Source organism: Sphingomonas sp. PP-F2F-A104-K0414, assembly GCF_004340945.1.
GTDB lineage: Bacteria > Pseudomonadota > Alphaproteobacteria > Sphingomonadales > Sphingomonadaceae > Sphingomonas.
Genome location: NZ_SLYD01000005.1, coordinates 498,606 through 514,070, shown reverse-complemented (window position 1 = coordinate 514,070; position 15,465 = coordinate 498,606). Strand labels below are relative to the sequence as shown.

At 64.4% G+C, this 15,465-nt stretch carries 15 protein-coding genes; 7 read left to right on the top strand and 8 right to left on the bottom strand.

Features of this window, described 5'->3' with window-relative positions; genetic code table 11:
- From C8J46_RS14930 to C8J46_RS14910, 5 genes are all read left to right on the top strand, one after another.
- Entirely contained in the window at positions 1-1,404 is a 1,404-nt protein-coding gene (locus C8J46_RS14930) for an FAD-linked oxidase C-terminal domain-containing protein (protein ID WP_132740694.1), read from the top strand.
- A 51-nt stretch (positions 1,405-1,455) separates the two neighbouring features.
- Positions 1,456-2,391: an alpha/beta hydrolase gene (locus C8J46_RS14925; protein WP_132740692.1), complete on the top strand. Its 936-nt coding sequence runs from the start codon at positions 1,456-1,458 to the stop codon at positions 2,389-2,391.
- A gap of 9 nt (positions 2,392-2,400) precedes the next feature.
- Positions 2,401-3,705, top strand: coding sequence for an MFS transporter (locus C8J46_RS14920; RefSeq protein WP_243643415.1), 1,305 nt, complete (start codon positions 2,401-2,403; stop codon positions 3,703-3,705).
- Positions 3,706-3,801: 96 nt separating this feature from the next.
- Positions 3,802-4,554, top strand: coding sequence for an AraC family transcriptional regulator (locus C8J46_RS14915; RefSeq protein ID WP_132740689.1), 753 nt, complete (start codon positions 3,802-3,804; stop codon positions 4,552-4,554).
- Entirely contained in the window at positions 4,551-5,273 is a 723-nt protein-coding gene (locus C8J46_RS14910) for a FadR/GntR family transcriptional regulator (protein WP_132740687.1), read from the top strand. Before C8J46_RS14915 ends, C8J46_RS14910 begins: the two co-directional genes overlap by 4 nt.
- 289 nt (positions 5,274-5,562) lie before the next feature.
- On the opposite strand, the gene C8J46_RS14905 is transcribed toward C8J46_RS14910, so the two are convergent.
- From C8J46_RS14905 to C8J46_RS14875, 7 genes are all read right to left on the bottom strand, one after another.
- Positions 5,563-5,706: an entericidin A/B family lipoprotein gene (locus C8J46_RS14905; protein ID WP_132740684.1), complete on the bottom strand. Its 144-nt coding sequence runs from the start codon at positions 5,704-5,706 to the stop codon at positions 5,563-5,565.
- A gap of 12 nt (positions 5,707-5,718) precedes the next feature.
- Positions 5,719-5,901, bottom strand: coding sequence for a hypothetical protein (locus C8J46_RS14900; RefSeq protein ID WP_132740682.1), 183 nt, complete (start codon positions 5,899-5,901; stop codon positions 5,719-5,721).
- 190 nt (positions 5,902-6,091) lie between these two features.
- On the bottom strand, positions 6,092-7,216 hold the full coding sequence (locus tag C8J46_RS14895) for a LuxR C-terminal-related transcriptional regulator (RefSeq protein ID WP_132740679.1): 1,125 nt from the start codon (positions 7,214-7,216) through the stop codon (positions 6,092-6,094).
- 283 nt (positions 7,217-7,499) lie between these two features.
- The gene (gene aqpZ / locus C8J46_RS14890) at positions 7,500-8,288 is read right to left on the bottom strand and encodes an aquaporin Z (protein WP_132740927.1); all 789 of its coding nucleotides are present in this window, start codon (positions 8,286-8,288) and stop codon (positions 7,500-7,502) included.
- Positions 8,289-8,478: 190 nt separating this feature from the next.
- The gene (locus C8J46_RS14885) at positions 8,479-8,763 is read right to left on the bottom strand and encodes a CsbD family protein (protein ID WP_132740676.1); all 285 of its coding nucleotides are present in this window, start codon (positions 8,761-8,763) and stop codon (positions 8,479-8,481) included.
- 33 nt (positions 8,764-8,796) lie between these two features.
- A complete protein-coding gene (locus C8J46_RS14880) occupies positions 8,797-10,221 on the bottom strand; it encodes a mechanosensitive ion channel (RefSeq protein WP_132740673.1) in 1,425 nt (474 codons plus the stop codon).
- 94 nt (positions 10,222-10,315) lie between these two features.
- Positions 10,316-10,678, bottom strand: coding sequence for a hypothetical protein (locus C8J46_RS14875; protein ID WP_243643414.1), 363 nt, complete (start codon positions 10,676-10,678; stop codon positions 10,316-10,318).
- 530 nt (positions 10,679-11,208) lie between these two features.
- On the opposite strand from C8J46_RS14875, the gene C8J46_RS14870 reads away from it, so the two are divergent.
- Positions 11,209-12,717, top strand: a complete 1,509-nt coding sequence (locus C8J46_RS14870) for a tryptophan halogenase family protein (RefSeq protein ID WP_132740670.1) — start codon at positions 11,209-11,211, stop codon at positions 12,715-12,717.
- Positions 12,714-13,385: a DUF6445 family protein gene (locus C8J46_RS14865; RefSeq protein WP_132740667.1), complete on the top strand. Its 672-nt coding sequence runs from the start codon at positions 12,714-12,716 to the stop codon at positions 13,383-13,385. The genes C8J46_RS14870 and C8J46_RS14865 overlap by 4 nt, the downstream gene beginning before the upstream one ends.
- Here the strand turns inward: C8J46_RS14865 and C8J46_RS14860 are convergent.
- Positions 13,382-15,403 carry a hypothetical protein gene (locus C8J46_RS14860; RefSeq protein ID WP_132740664.1) on the bottom strand — a complete coding sequence of 674 codons (2,022 nt, stop codon included), beginning with the start codon at positions 15,401-15,403 and terminating at the stop codon, positions 13,382-13,384. The genes C8J46_RS14865 and C8J46_RS14860 overlap by 4 nt on opposite strands.
- Positions 15,404-15,465 lie beyond the last annotated feature (62 nt).

Sequence of the window (15,465 nt, the reverse complement as noted above, 5' to 3'; positions counted from 1 at the left end):
ATGACCATGCACTTCGACCCCACAGAGCGCGCGCCGCTCGACCCGGCGTTCGTCGCGGCGCTCAAGCAGCGGTTCGGCGATGCGCTCCAGATGAGCGACGCGATGCGGCTTCACCACGGCAGCAGCGAGGCGCATTTCGCACCGATGCTGCCCGACGCGGTCGTCTTCGCGCGATCGACCGAGGAGGTGGTCGATCTCGTCAAGCTGTGCACCGCCGCCAAGGTGCCGATCGTGGCGTTCGGCGCTGGTACCTCGATCGAGGGCAACACGCTGGCGGTGCACGGTGGCGTGTCGGTCGACCTGTCGGAGATGACGCAGATCGTGGCGATCAACGCCGAGGATTTCGACTGCACGGTGCAGGCCGGCGTCCGCCGCGAACAGCTGAACGAGCATATCCGCGACCTGGGGCTGTTCTTCCCGATCGATCCCGGCGCCAATGCGACGATCGGCGGGATGGCGGCGACGCGGGCGAGCGGCACTAACGCGGTGCGCTATGGCACGATGCGCGAGGCGGTACTGAGCCTGCGCGTGGTGACGCCCGACGGCCGCGAGATCCGCACCAGCCGCCGCGCGCGGAAGTCGGCGGCGGGGTATGACCTGACCCGGCTGTTCGTCGGCTCCGAGGGGACGCTCGGCATCATCACCGAGGTTACGTTGCGGCTGCACGGAATTCCCGAGGCGATCTCGTCGGCGGTGTGCAGCTTCGACACGCTGAACGGCGCGGTCGATACGGTGGTGCAGGCGATCCAGATCGGCGTGCCGCTCGCCCGCGTCGAGATCCTCGACGACATGCAGATGAAGGCGGTCAACGCCTGGTCGAAGCTCGATTACCCGGAACTGACGACGCTGTTCTTCGAATTCCACGGCTCGCCGCGCTATGTCGACGAACAGGCCGAGACGGTCCGCGAACTCGCGGCGGCGAACGGCGGCGGCGACTTCCGCTGGTCGAATCTGCCCGAGGAACGCTCGAAGCTGTGGAAGGCACGGCACGAGGCCTATTATGCGGCGGTCAATCTGCGTCCCGGCGCGGTCGGCTGGGCGACCGACGTGTGCGTGCCGATCAGCCGCCTGGCGGAGTGCATCGGCGAGACCAAGGCCGATCTCCAGGCCTCGTCGGTCCCGGCCACCATTCTCGGCCACGTCGGCGACGGCAATTTCCATGTCGTCTTCTCGATCGATCCGGAGTCCGAGGCCGAACTGGCCGAGGTGTCGGCAATCAACGCACGGATGGTCGAGCGCGCGCTGGCGATGGATGGCACCTGTACCGGCGAGCACGGCATCGGCATCGGCAAGCAGGACTGGCTGGTCGCCGAACTCGGTGACGCGGTCGATCTGATGCGGACGCTGAAGCATGCGCTGGACCCGCACAACCTGTTCAATCCGGGCAAGATCTTCGCGTTCTGAACGCCGTTCCGATATCGAACGCGCGTCATAACAAAGATCGTGGAGAGAATGATGGACAGCCTGCACCTGGTGGATCCGACGCTGCGCCCGCTGCTGGAGATGTTGCCGCCGATATCGCTCACCGCCGATATCCTGCCGGCGATGCGAGACCGGCCTTCGATGTTTCCCCCGGCCGACGAGTCGCTGGCGACGCTGGAGATCCATACGGTTCCAGGGCCTGCCGAAGCCCCGGATATCGACCTGCACGTGTTCCGCCCGGTGGGCGTCACCGGCGTCCTGCCCTGCATCTACCACATCCACGGCGGTGGCTATGTGATGGGCAAGGTCAGCGACTATGATCCGCTGGTCCGTCCGCTGATCGCCGACCTGCAATGCGTTATGGTGTCGGTCGAGTATCGCCTCGCGCCCGAGACGAACTTTCCGGGTCCGATCGAGGATTGCTATGCCGGGCTTGCCTGGACGATCGCGAATGCCGACAGGCTCGGGATCGATCCGACCCGGCTCGGTGTGATGGGGCAGAGCGCAGGCGGGGGTTACGCGGCGGCGCTGGCGCTGATGGTGCGCGACCGTGGTGAGTATGCGCTCGCGTTTCAGCACCTGATCTACCCGATGCTCGACGATCGTACGTGCACCGCACCGCCGCATCCGTACGCCGGCGAGTTTATCTGGACCGCGCAGAGCAATCGCTTCGGCTGGAGTTCGTTGCTTGGCCACGCGCCCGGTGGCGACGACGTGTCGCCCTACGCCGCGCCTGCGCGTGCCACCGATCTCCGCAACCTGCCGCGTACCTATATCGCGACCGGTGCGCTCGATCTCTTCGTCGACGAGGACATCGACTACGCGACGCGGCTGATCCGCGCGGGCGTGCCGGTCGAGCTTCACGTCTATCCCGGCGGCTATCACGCCTTCGATGTCTTCGCCGACGGTGCGGTCTCGCAACAGGCGCGCCGCGACAGCCACGAGGCACTGCGCCGTGCGCTTGCATAAGGACCTCCCATGACCGATTTCGCCCGACCGATCGAGGCAACCTCACCGCCGTTTGCAAGAACGCTACTGCCGTTGCTCGCGCTCGCGCTGGCGATGGCGGTCGGCTTCACGATGATGGGTTCGTTCGGGACGGTCCAGGAGGGCGCAAAGGCCGAACTCCATCTCAGCGACTATACGCTGAGCCTGATCCAGGGACTGTCGGCGGCACTACCGCTCGCGGTGTTCTCGATCCCGATCGGTATCCTGGTCGATCGCTACAACCGCGTGCGGATGATGATCGCGCTCGCGCTCGTGTGGACGCTGGGCACCGTGCTCACCGGCCTCGCGCAGAGCGTGCCGCTGCTGTTCGTCGCGCGCATGCTGACCGGGATCGGCACGACCGGCGCGCTGACCGCAGCGCTCTCGCTGTGCGCCGACTTCTGCGTCCCTACGCAGCGGGGCAGGGCGATGCTGGTCGTCAACCTTGGCAAGTCGCTCGGTATTGCGCTCGCCTTGGGCTTGTCAGGCGCGCTGTTCGGCCTGTTCGCGCATGGCGGCGCGCCGTCATGGTTCGCAGGGATGATGCCGTGGCGCAGCGTCCATCTGGGTCTTACGGTCATCAGCGTGATCGCGATCCTGCCGCTGTTCCTGTTGCGCGAACCGGCGCGGCAGGAGGTTGCGGCGGGCACGCACGCGCCGTTCAAGGTTGTCGCTGGCGAGCTCTGGGCGCGTCGGGTGTTCCTGATCCCGTTATTCATCGGACAGATCAGCGTCGTGATGGCCGATGCCGCCGCCGGGATCTGGGTATCACCGGTCCTGTCGCGCAATTTCCATCTGCAGCCCGACCAGTTCGCCGGCTGGATGGGCACGCTGCTCTTTGGCTCGGGCGTCGTCGGTGCGATCGTCGGTGGCCTGTCCGCCGATCGGGGACAGAAGAGCGGGCGGCGTGGTGGCCTGTTGATCGGTGCGATCGTTGCCGCGGCGGTCGGCGTGCCTGCCGCGCTGTTCCCGATCATGCCCTCCGTCCCGCTGTTCGGGGTCGCGGTCGGCCTGCTCGTGACGTGCGGCGCGGTGACGGGCGTGGTGACTTCGGTGGCGTTGACCGTGCTGATCCCGAACGAACTGCGCGGGTTGTGCATCGGCGCGTTCATCGCGATCGCCGGGCTGATCGGCTACGGCCTCGCACCGACGCTGGTCGCGGCGGCAAGCGGCATGCTGGGCGGCGAGGCGCATCTCGCGCAGGGTCTCGCGATCGTTGGCGTGGTGACCAGCGTGATCTCCGTCATCGCCTTCACGATGGCGATGCGTCGCGCGCCGGTATCGGCAACCGACTAACCTGTAAGATAGCTCTTGCGCGAGCTATCCGATAGCTGCATGATCGACCCAATCCCGGCAATCGGGAACAGGAGATCGGTGTTGGGCGAGGGTAGCATGCAGAAGGAACGGGTCACGGTGTCGCCAGAGATGGCGGCATTCATCGGCGAGGGCCTGGTCGATCCGGCGGCCGTTTCCGCCGACGCGGTAGTCCTTTGCTTCACGGTGGGCGAGGACGCGCCGGCGCAGGTTACCGTCACCACAGGCACGGTTCCTTCGGAGGAGCGCGCGATCCTCGTCCTTGCGGTCGAACGTGGCGCCTGCCTGCGGGTCTTCGATTATGCGCCCGACGCGAACATCGCGTGCCATCTGCCGAGCGAATTGCGGATGATGGTCGCGGCGATCCTCGATTGCACGCTGCCCGAACCGTGGCGCAGCACGCATCGTTCGGCAAAATGCATCGAGCTCCTGTCCAGCACGTTTCAGCGGATCGTCGAGGACGACCTCGTCCCTCTCGCGGGCGCCGGGCAATTGTCCGCCCGCGACAGCCAGCGGATCGTCGCGGCGAAGCGGATGATCGACGAACGCTGGGGTGAGAAGATGACGCTCGATTCGATCGCGCGCGCCTGTGGACTGAACCGAGCGAAGCTGACGCGCGGCTTCCGCGACATGTTCGCTTGCACGGTCGCCGACGCGCTGCTCGACCGGCGGCTCGGAGCGGCGCGTCAGCTGCTGATCGCGACCGACCTTCCGGTATCGTCGATCGGATACCAGTGCGGCTATCTCAACAACGCCAGTTTCACGCGTGCCTTCTCGCGGCAGTTCGGAGCGACCCCGTCGTCGCTGCGCGCACCACGGCTCGCGGCATGAGCGCGGCGAGCCTGCGACTAGTCGAGGGCGGCTCGCTCGTCGATCAGGCGGTCCACGCGGTCCGCACGCACATCCGCACGAACGACCTCAAGGTCGGCGATACCCTCCCCTCGGAAGGGCACTTCGCGACCGAGTTGGGCGTCAGTCGGCCAGTATTACGAGAGGCGTTCGGTGCGCTTGCTGCGCTGCGGTTGATCGACGTCGGCAACGGCCGGCGCGCGCGCGTTGCGGCGATCGATGGTTCGGTGATGGCGACGTCGCTTGATCACGCGGTGGCGACGGCGCAGATCTCGATGGTGCAGATCTGGGACGTGCGCCGCACGCTGGAACTCCGCACCGCCGAACTCGCCGCGATCGAGCGCACCGACGACGAGGCACGGACGATCGTCGGCCTGGCCGAGGCGATGGAAGCGGCCGGTACCGACGTCGACGCGCTGACCCGCCACGATATCGCGTTCCACCAGGCGATCGCGCAGGCGGGGCGCAACATGCTGTTTTTGCAGATCGTCCGCTCGTTCGCGCCGATGATGGTCCATGCTGTGCCTGCCGCCTGGGCAACGCGAACCACCGCACGGCAGCGTACCGCCGTGTTGGCGCACCATCACGACCTGGCGCGCACGATAGCCAATCGTGATCCGAAAGCTGCGATCGCCGCAATGAATACGCATTTCGTCGCATCCATCGGCGATCTGTTCGCCCGTCGTGAGAATGGTAATTAGTCGGCGTCCACCATCTGGATGGAATGGCTGTAGCTGACGATAATAGAGCGTTCGTATCCGGGACGCCATCGACCGCACTTGAGCATCGGCGACTGCGCCTGGGCACCAAAACCTAGTCTACCTCACGAGTTTACGCCGAACGATACCTGGCAAGAGGCGTAGTAAAAATCCCGCCAGTAGCCGCATATTATAAAGTCCGGCGCGTTGAAAGTATAGGCAATCGAAAACGCCAAGAGCGGATGAATGATTGGGGAGCGACGATTTGACGAAGTCCCCAATCTATTGTGCGCTACTTCTTCTTGCCGCTCTCGCCTGAGGCGTTCGATACAGCCGTTCCTGCGGATTTCACGTCTTTGCCGACGCCGTTGACGGTATGGCAACCGGTCAAGGACAGGCCTGCGGCAAGGACGATCAGTGTAAATGCTTGTTTCATATGTTTTCCAATTTAGTGCTTGAGGTGAATCGTGCCAACACGGCGCGAAAGGGGTTTGGCCCAAGAATATTCTTCGGTATCTACCGACTTCACGCCGGCATTAGTCTGCGATGGCGAAATGCCGGTAAGTTTACACAGCGTATCCGTGACCGAACTTTTGGCCACGTTGGAAAGTTTGCTGGTATCCTTCTGCATGATGAACGCTCCCTCGTTCGGTGGCTTGGCCAAGTTACTGTTATCTAACCAAAGGCGAACGCAGCCGACAGATCGATTTGTCGTGCCGAAATAGTATTTTCGACATGAGCGGCGGATGACAGCGTTGTTCCGAGTCCCCCAGGCGCGATTTTCAAAGCGTGGGCATTTGCATGATGAAGGGGATATGCCTTCAGTTCGATAGAGCGTCGGTGGCGCATGCCAGTAGCGCAACACGATTGCTTCCGGTGTCAAACCCTCGCGCGCGGCCCCAGGTGGCAGCTGCCACTCTGCGATTGACGCCGATCTTGCTGTAGACGCGAGCGACGTGGTTGCGGATCGTATTGCCGCTGACTTGCAGTGTACGTGCCATCGTCTTGTCGTCCATTCCCTCGCAGATCAACGCCAGCACATCGCGTTCGCGTGCAGTGAGTTCGCTCAATCCCGATGCGCCATCGTCTCGCGACGGTTCGGACCGAAGCGCCATATTATCCAAGATGGCGTGGCTGAGCCATTTGGATTCCGAAATCGTCGCTTCGATCGCCGCAGCCAGACTGCGTTCGTCGATCCGACGACTGGTCACGTCCTGAAACGTCCACAGGGCGTAGGCTTTGCCAACGACGAGGATCGTGGCCTCGGAAATGACGCATTCGAGATGCTGTCCGCACTTCGTACGGACGAAGCCGGTTGCAATTCCCGATGGCCAGATATCGATGTCGTCAGTTGATCGACCGGATAGTTCGTTGAGTGAGTAGCCGAGCAATGAACAAAAACTCTCATTCGCAACTGTCACGACGTTGTCGGCCGGATCGACGATCATCATGCACGCCGACGAGGTTGTGAACGCGGTTTGGACGCTTGTGCGCAGTTGATCGTGGCAGCGTTCAGTCTCTTGCCATGCCCCAATATCCGTGAAGGTAAACAGCATGCACGGCTGGCCGGCGACGCCCACGGGCTGGCCTGTGACGATCACGGGCCGGTACGTACCGTCAGGCATAGCCAGACGGACCCGGGTTTGCGGGATCGTCTGCGCGTTGACGAGCGCGCGCTTCACCAACTCGTAATTCGCGACGCCCTCAAGGATGCTGCGCTCGTACATCGAGCGTCTCAGCCAATCCTCGTCCGCGCTAACGGTAAGCGCAAGAAAACGGCGGTTGACCATCACGTAACGCAGGTCCCGCAAGCCGCAGACGATCGCAGGGGCGGGGTTCGACTCGATCGAGCATTCTAGCCGCGTTGCGTGTTCGGGCGCATGCCACATAGTGCCCGCGAGCGTGTGATGGGGGCGTGTGAAGATATCCAGGCAATCGTTCGTCATGGTCGTCCCTCGTCGTCACGAAGATACGCCTCAGTTAATCGATAGATGTAATGAAAAATCTGTCATACTAAGAGTGCCCCATTTTGATACAAAGTAAAGATGTATGGTAGCTCACAATCTGTACGACAGATAAGGTGAAAGATAAGGGTCGGTTACTTATGCCGATATTGGGAAGCTTAACTATGATATACATTCAAAGCGGTTCGTTTAGTGTCGCCTCGAGACGTGCGTTGCTGTCTACCCGTTGCACTACCGCTCGCCGTCCTCGGGATTGCCCGATGGTTTATCTTTCAAGCGGTGCAGTATTGCGGTCATCGCCGACCATCAGTTCGACCGGTGTATCGCCGATCGGCCCCGGCGACTGATCTTCATCGGTATGCGCGAACAGCCAGCGACCAAGAAGGCCGGCTACGGCGGCGCCACCCAAAGGAGCAATCCAGAACAGCCAGAGCTGCGACAGCGCCCATCCGCCGACGAACAGCGCGGGACCCGTGCTGCGCGCCGGGTTCACCGACGTATTGTCGATCGGGATCGAAATGAGGTGGATCAGCGTCAATGCTAGACCGATCGACAGTGGTGCGAACGCTGCCGGGGAGCGCTCGTCGGTCGCGCCGAGGATGACCGTAAGGAAGCCCGCGGTCAGCAATGCCTCGGATAGGAATGCGGTTGCCGCGCTGTATCCACCCGGCGAATGCACGCCATAGCCATTCGCGGCGAACCCGCTCGCGACCAGGTCGAATCCTGCGGTGCCCGATGCCAGTGCAGCCAGTGCCGCGCTGCCCAAGATGCCGCCGATGACCTGCGCGATGACATAGCCCGGCAGGTCGCGAACGGGAAAGCGGCCGGCGACCGTCAAGCCGACGCTGACGGCCGGGTTGAAGTGGCCGCCCGAGATGAAGCCGACGGCAAACGCCATCGTGAAGACCGTGAGGCCGAACGCCAGTGCTACGCCAGCCATGCCGATCGTGCCGGGAACGCCCGTGCCCGCGGCAAGTACCGCAGCGCCGCATCCACCCAGGACCAGCCAGAACGTGCCGATGACTTCGGCGGCCAACCGTCGCGCGGTAGCGATACGGCGGGGTCGGGCTACCTGACCGACGGGCGTACCAATGGTCGATGCGCGCTGGAGGTGTGGACTGTCGGCCATGTCTTTCGTGCCTAACATGGGGTGCATCGATGAGCGCCCGTCGGTCTTTGGGGTGGCGGGCAGGGCGCGGCGATCGCTGCCCGGCCCGCCGTTGGGAATCGGCGTTTCTGGCGGCTTACTTGCCGCGCAGGGTGTTGATGACCGCGATGCCGAGCACGCCGGCTAAGGCCGCAGCGGTGAAGGGGCGTTCCTTCGAGAATTGGCGGACATAGTCGAGCAGCGGGCGGATGTTGTCCTCGACGGCATCCTTGGCTTGGCCAACAGTCTTCTGGATGGTGCCGCCGAGTTGGTCCTCGGCACCTTCGCTCCGCAGCGACTTGTCGCCGATCGCGCCGCCGAGCGTCTCCTTGAGCTTGCCGCCGACGTTGGCGGCGGTGCCGTTGAGGGTATCGGTGTTCATAAGAGTTTCCTTTGGTTCTCTCGGGAAGGGCAGTCAGATCAGGGGGCGGTCGGTAAGGTCCTGGACGTCGCCGCGGTCATCCTGACGGGCGAAATTGCCGTCCGACTGGCGATCCATCGACGCCATTCCTGAGGGGGGCGTCGTGCGGTCGCTGTCGATGGCCGGGTTGGCGCGGTCGTCGGTCGACTTGGCACCGTCGAGCATCCGCTTCACGGCATTCCCGGCCGCATCGCGACCACCCAGGCCGAACGCCAAGGCAAAGGCCACTGCGATCGCACCGAGCAGCAACCCGAACGCCAGGTTGATGATGTCGTCGGCGAGACCCATGAAGCGCAGGCCGATCGCCGTGCCGAGCACGATGATCGCGATCCGCACGACGGGGGCGGCAACGCGCGTGCCATGGTCGCCGTTACGCTCGATCGCGTGCGCCACGAAGCGGGCAATGACGACCGATGCGAAGATGATGATCGCCCCGAACACGACCTGCCCGAACAGCGTCAGCACCTCGGCCATGATCTGCGAGCCATAGGCGAAGTTCAGCTGGCGGAAAGCTTCCATCAGGCCGAAGATCAGGATCGCGACGAATGCGCCGGTGCCGACCGTCTTCGAGGGCACGAACGACGGACCGGTCGACTGGCTGGTGCTGCCGAGCTCGCGGTTTTCCGTGTTGCCGAAGATGCCGATCGAACCGATCGTCCGGTCGAAGCCGGTCGTTGCCAGGAACTGCGTCAACAGGCGCGACGCGAACTTGGCGATGACATAGGCCACGGCGAGAATCATGCCGGCGGCGATGACGTGCGGGATGGCGTCGAGGATGATGCGCAGCATGGCGGTTGCCGGCTGCGAGATCGCCGCGATGTTGAGCGTGTCGAGTGCCGCGATCGAGACCGGGATGATGATCAGCGCGAACACGATGCCACCAATGGTACGCGGCAGCATCGTCGGATCGGTCGGCGTGGTCGCGCCGACATGCGTCGAGAAGCGCTCGACATGGCTGGCCGTGATGACTGCCTCGACCGCCTTCTTGGCGACCTTGGCGAGCACGTAGCCGAGGAAGAAGATCAGCGCAGCGCCGATGATCCGCGGAATGGCCGTGCCGAAGCCCTGCAGCATGTCGCCGAGCGGGCCGGTTGCGCCGGCGAGACCCAGCGGCTGCGTCGCAAGGAACAGCGCGATGAGGAGGACCACCCAATAGGCGGCATCACCGACTTGTGCGCCGATCGTCGTCGGGTTGCGCGGGTTGGCATTCGGCTCGTTGGCATGGATCGCGAGCGGCGTCTTGTTGACGAGCTTGGCGACGCCCCATTTCACGGCGCGGGCGATCGCCCAGCCGATGACGAGGATGATCAGCGCCGCGATGATCCGTGGTGTCCAGATCTCGACATAGCTCCAGGCTTGCGCCCCGAAGTCGCGGGTGTTCGATACCACCGTATCGCCCGCATAGGTTACGTCTTGCATGTGTGGTGTTCCTGAAAACGCCCATCCGGGACGTGTCTTGCATGACGCCGCCGCCCCGCCGTTTCGGGCGCGTGCAGCGGCGCGGCTGGCGTGATTAAAGTGGCGAGGCGGGGTCCGTCAGAATGCCGCACGCCGCAGCGGCCTTGCCGACTTCCAGCGGAACCTTCGGGTCCTTCACCTGCGCGGATACGCGAATGAAATCGCTGGCGGTCAGGCGCCCCGGTGTGGTGTCGCCCTGGCGCGATGCCTTGGCGGCGCGGCCGAGCTGCTGAAGCTGACCGAGCGATAGGTTAGCCTCGAGCCGATCGCCGACGCACTGCGACTGGGCAGGCTGGAAGCCATAGCCTTCGAGCGAGGTCGCGATCTTCGCCGACGGGTTGACGCACGCGGTGAGCGACATCGTCGTGATGCCGACGGCAACAAGCCCGACTCGTGAAAGACTACGATATTCTGTCATAAAAGCCCCTTTTGTTAGGGGTCACACAGTCAGACCGGAGCAGCCGACAATCTGATGATCCCAAGCGCCAAACCAGCGAGGCGGACCAAAGTTTCTAGTATAATCATCAACTTGTCCGGTGCAGAAGTACTAATAATATCAAAACTCGGCCGACAGCACGGTATCGGCATGGTCGGCCTCGGTGCGCGCGATACAGGCTTGCGAACTTTTCGTGCAGGATGCTCGTCCTGCTATCAACCGCGACCGCGGCACGGTGGCTATGCCACTCGACCCGGGCAGCTTCGCAAGCACGGTGGCGCGGTCTGAACGACCGGTTGTGGGCCCCGTAACGTGTCCGAATGGCTGACCCGCTGCGGAGCTTGCGCATGGCCCAGTCTACGCGAGCTAGTTTGATCGATCACGCGCCCGCGGAACGCCACTGGCCAACCGGGACTTCAGGGCACTGGGTACCGATCGACGCTGACCGTCGTGCGGGGCATGGTCAAGGAAGCAGCTTGCTATCCAAAAGAAATTGCGCAGGACTGCGCGGCATGAAGCGCGTGCAACGTCTTGTAATCCTTGGCGGAGGAACCGCGGGGTGGATGACCGCCGCAGCCTTGAGCGCCACGTTCGGCGACCTAGTCACGATCAGCATCCTCGAATCCGACGCGATCGGTACCGTCGGTGTCGGCGAAGCGACTATCCCGACGATCCACTGGTTCAACCAGTTGATCGGACTGGACGAGGCGGCGTTCGTCGCGGCGACGAAAGCCAGTTTCAAGCTGGGTATCGAATTCGTCGACTGGGCGCGACCCGGCGCGCGGTATTTCCACCCGTTTGGTCGCTACGGCGTCGATCTTGGACCAGTGCCGTTCCACCAGCACTGGTTGCGCGCGAAGGGGGATGGGCTCGATCGGCCGCTTTCAACCTATTCACTCGCCGCGCAGCTTGCCGCCGCCGGCCGCTTCGCGAAGCCCGTGGACGATCCGCGGTCGATCCTGTCGACGCTCGGCTATGCCTATCATTTCGACGCCAGCCTATACGCCCGCCACCTGCGCCAACTGGCCGAAAAACGCGGCGTCGTCCGACACGAGGGCCTGTTACGCGACATCGAGCGTGATCCCGACACGGGCTTCGTGACCGCTTTGACGAGCGACCGGGGTGAGCGATTGAAGGGCGATCTCTTCATCGACTGCTCGGGATTTCGTGCCCTGCTTATCGGCGAGACGATGGGGGTGCAGTTCGAGGACTGGTCGCACTGGTTACCTTGCGACCGCGCAGTCGCGGTGCCGTGCGCGCGCATCGCCGCGACGACGCCGTTCACGCGGTCGACGCTGCTCCCCGCCGGCTGGCAGTGGCGGATCCCGCTCCAGCACCGTACCGGCAACGGCTATGTCTATGCGAGTAGCTTCGTGTCGGACGACGAGGCGGTGGCGACTCTGCTCTCCAACCTTGACGGTGAACCGCTGGCGGATCCACGGATGTTGCGCTTCACTGCAGGGTTCCGGCGCGAGGCATGGCGCGGCAATGTCGTCGCGATCGGGCTTGCATCGGGGTTCCTCGAGCCGCTCGAATCGACCAGTATCCATCTAATTCAGAGCGGCATCGCCAAGCTCATCACGCTGTTCCCGGATGCCGATTGCGACCCCGCGCTGGCGCGTCAGTTCAACACGCTGTTCGCGCGCGACATGGACGGCATCCGCGACTTTCTGATCCTGCACTATCACGCCACGCAGGGCCATGACGCGCCGCTCTGGCAACACACGCGTCATATGACGCCGCCTCCCACGCTGGTCGACAAGATGGCGCAATATACGCGCGCCGGACGGCTGATGCTGAGTCCCGACGAATTGTTCCGCGAAGCAAGCTGGCTCGCGGTGCTGGAGGGGCAGGGGGTGGGCGCACTAAGCCATGCGCCGTTGGCCGATACCCTCGATGCAGGGATAAATCGCCGCCAGCTCGACCAGATCGAGACGGTCATCGCGCGCGCGGCGCCGACGTTGCCGTTGCATGACGCGGCCATCGCAGCGCTCGTTTCCCCGCGGGTCGCCGCGCGATGACGGCGCCCGACGTACGGGCGCGTCGTATCGGCACGGAGGGGGAGCCGGTGGTTGTCATCGACCACTTCGCCCTCGATCCCCACGCGTTGCGAGTTTTCGCCGCGACGCAGGATTTTGGCCCGGCAGGACGACATTATCCCGGCATCGCGGCGCCGCTTCCCGATAGCTATATGCGCGATCAAGGGGCGCTCATCGCGACGATCGCGAAGCAGGTTTTTGGCATATCAGCCGGGCTGTCGCTGCTAGAGGCGCGCTTCTCCCTCGTGACGATGGCGCCGTCCGCGCTGTCGATCGAGCAACGCCTTCCGCACGTTGATGCGGTGGAGCCTGGACGGCTGGCGCTGATCCATTATCTCGTGCCCGACGAAACCGGCGGTACCGCGTTCTACCGGCATCGTTCGACCGGGTTCGAGACGATCGACGCCAGTCGCCGCGATCCTTACTTCGCCGCGCTCAACCGGGATCTGGCGAAGCACGGCGTACCCGGTTCCTATATCGCCGGCGACACGCCGCTGTTCGAACGGATCGCGCGCATCGACGGCCTGTACAATCGTGCAGTGCTGTATCGCAGCCGCCTGCTACATTCGGGTGAGATCGCAGAGGGCGCGTCGCAGGCGTCCGATCCGCAAACCGGACGCCTGACGATCACCGGCTTCTTCGCCGGTTAACGAGTCCCGGGCGGCTGCACGGCGAGATAGACCGTGCTCCACAATTGCGCCGCGTTCGATTCGTCGACATCGGCCTTGCCCGCGCCGAAGGCGACGATGCGGTAGCCGCCGTCCTTGTACGCCCACGACCAAAGCTCCGATCCGCGAATCGTCCTGCCTGCCGCGATCGCGCGCCACAACGCCGCCTGTGCCGTCTTGAGCCGAGACCGGGTCGCCGCGGGCAGGTCGGTCCGCTGCAACTGGCGTTCAAGCCCCGCCGCCAGCAACGCCTGCTGCCACGACCAGACGACTGCGCCGTGATATGCCGCGGGCGTAAAGCGCGCCTGTGCCGCCCCATCGGCGAACGCCGGATTGGCTACCAGCAACCCGATGTCGGTCATCAGACCCGCCGGGAAGGGCCGCATGATCGCGCCTACAAACGTGTCAAGGTCGGCCGAGGACGGTCGCCCGAACAACAGCGTGAAGCCCTCGTCCGAATTTACGATCTTCACCGGCGTGCCATCGGCGCTCAGCGACAGTGCGTGAAACACGACCGGGGCCCGGTCGAGCGCAGCCAGCGCCGGCGCGGCGGGTACGCGGAGGGCGGCCGCATAGCGCCGCACGTCCCCCGCTGCGGTAGCGGCCGGAATTTCGACGCGGAACAGCGCGGGCGCTTTTGCCCGCCAGACTCCGGCCATCCCGCCGGCCCGGGCAAACATCGCGCGATCGTCTGGCGAGAGATACTTGTCGAGCAAGCCCGCGCGCATGAGGTGGTCTGTTGCTTCGATTGCCGCGGGGACGAGGGCGGCGTTCACGTCATACGCGTAGATGCCGCGGCCAAGGCCTTCCTCGCTGTCGCGCCACTCGCCTGTCATCCGCCCTGGCTTGATCGCGACGAGGTTGCCGGCCGACGGGGCTGCGGCGAACGAATCTGCCTGCGCCAGCACGAAGCGAAGATTGCGGACCAGCGCGGCACCGACCGGCTCGCGGCGCCCCGGCTGGCTTTCGCTTTCGAGTGGTGCGGCCAGATAGGCGGACGCGCGCGCCTTGCCCGCCCCGAGCAGATAGTCGGCGGCGACCGGCCCGAGCATGTAATCGTCGTCGACCATGCCATAATCGAGCTCGGCGGCGTCACCGCTGCGGCCTGTCTTACGGTTGGCGAGGATCGCAAATTCGCCGATCCCTTCTTCATGCGCGACTTCGCCGCTGGGCGACAATCGCGCGATGACGGAGTTAAGGCCGGCCTCGATCGCGACGGGTCTGAGCGCCGGCATCAGCAGCCGCAACGACATCAGCGTGTCGCGCCCGAAATAGGTATCGAAGCGCCATGAGCCCGCCAGGAATTTCTCCCGGTAGCTGAGGAACGCCAGTGCATTGCGCGCGGCGGGATCGGCGGCCGCCCTCGCATTGAGCAACTCCGCCGCCGGGATCGGGGTCAGCGGTGCGTCGCCGGTCAGCGCCGTGATCTCCAACCGGATCTGCCCGTTCGCGCCGGCAACGATCGCGCCCTGGTCGATCCGTCCCTCCATAACCCGCAGTGTCAGTTCATAGCCTGCCGCGCTGTCGAGGCGCTTGCGGCGCCACGTGATCGTGTTACCGGCGATTACCGGCGTCGCGGTGAGCTCCGCGGGAAACGTACCGACCGCCTGATAATCGCGCAGGAAGCGGATATTGGACAACACCACCTGCTTTGGGACCAACCGCGGCGCATCGACGGTCGCGACCGCGACGATGCCGTGCAAGCTCCCGCGGTTCAGCGGTAGCGGCGCCTGGTCCAGCCGCCAGGTCACGGGGCGTGCGGTGTTCGCGAACCACAGGCCGACACCGCTGTTGCCCGCCGGAAACGCTACCAGGATGCGCGGATCGTCGCCGTTGCGCAGCAGGACGTGCGCGGCCACCGCCTTGTTGCGGACGAAGGCGTTGAGGTTCTTTCCCTCGGTCAACTGATAGGCAAGCTCCGGTCGAGCCGTGATCGGCGCCGCGGCGCAGGTGAGGAGTGCGAGGCCACCTGCCATCGCCATGCGCGCTATCGTTTTCATGATTGTCACTCCGCGAAAAGGGGCGGCAGAACAGTCGCCTGCTCGCCGCCCCGTTTGAACCC

Excerpts from the sequence above, each read along its gene's own strand:
- C8J46_RS14930 (WP_132740694.1), top strand. The coding sequence starts at position 1 with ATGACCATGCACTTCGACCCCACAGAGCGCGCGCCGCTCGACCCGGCG.
- C8J46_RS14925 (WP_132740692.1), top strand. The coding sequence starts at position 1,456 with ATGGACAGCCTGCACCTGGTGGATCCGACGCTGCGCCCGCTGCTGGAG.
- C8J46_RS14920 (WP_243643415.1), top strand. The coding sequence starts at position 2,401 with ATGACCGATTTCGCCCGACCGATCGAGGCAACCTCACCGCCGTTTGCA.
- C8J46_RS14915 (WP_132740689.1), top strand. The coding sequence starts at position 3,802 with ATGCAGAAGGAACGGGTCACGGTGTCGCCAGAGATGGCGGCATTCATC.
- C8J46_RS14910 (WP_132740687.1), top strand. The coding sequence starts at position 4,551 with ATGAGCGCGGCGAGCCTGCGACTAGTCGAGGGCGGCTCGCTCGTCGAT.
- C8J46_RS14905 (WP_132740684.1), bottom strand. The coding sequence starts at position 5,706 with ATGAAACAAGCATTTACACTGATCGTCCTTGCCGCAGGCCTGTCCTTG.
- C8J46_RS14900 (WP_132740682.1), bottom strand. The coding sequence starts at position 5,901 with ATGCAGAAGGATACCAGCAAACTTTCCAACGTGGCCAAAAGTTCGGTC.
- C8J46_RS14895 (WP_132740679.1), bottom strand. The coding sequence starts at position 7,216 with ATGACGAACGATTGCCTGGATATCTTCACACGCCCCCATCACACGCTC.
- C8J46_RS14885 (WP_132740676.1), bottom strand. The coding sequence starts at position 8,763 with ATGAACACCGATACCCTCAACGGCACCGCCGCCAACGTCGGCGGCAAG.
- C8J46_RS14880 (WP_132740673.1), bottom strand. The coding sequence starts at position 10,221 with ATGCAAGACGTAACCTATGCGGGCGATACGGTGGTATCGAACACCCGC.
- C8J46_RS14875 (WP_243643414.1), bottom strand. The coding sequence starts at position 10,678 with ATGACAGAATATCGTAGTCTTTCACGAGTCGGGCTTGTTGCCGTCGGC.
- C8J46_RS14870 (WP_132740670.1), top strand. The coding sequence starts at position 11,209 with ATGAAGCGCGTGCAACGTCTTGTAATCCTTGGCGGAGGAACCGCGGGG.
- C8J46_RS14865 (WP_132740667.1), top strand. The coding sequence starts at position 12,714 with ATGACGGCGCCCGACGTACGGGCGCGTCGTATCGGCACGGAGGGGGAG.
- C8J46_RS14860 (WP_132740664.1), bottom strand. The coding sequence starts at position 15,403 with ATGAAAACGATAGCGCGCATGGCGATGGCAGGTGGCCTCGCACTCCTC.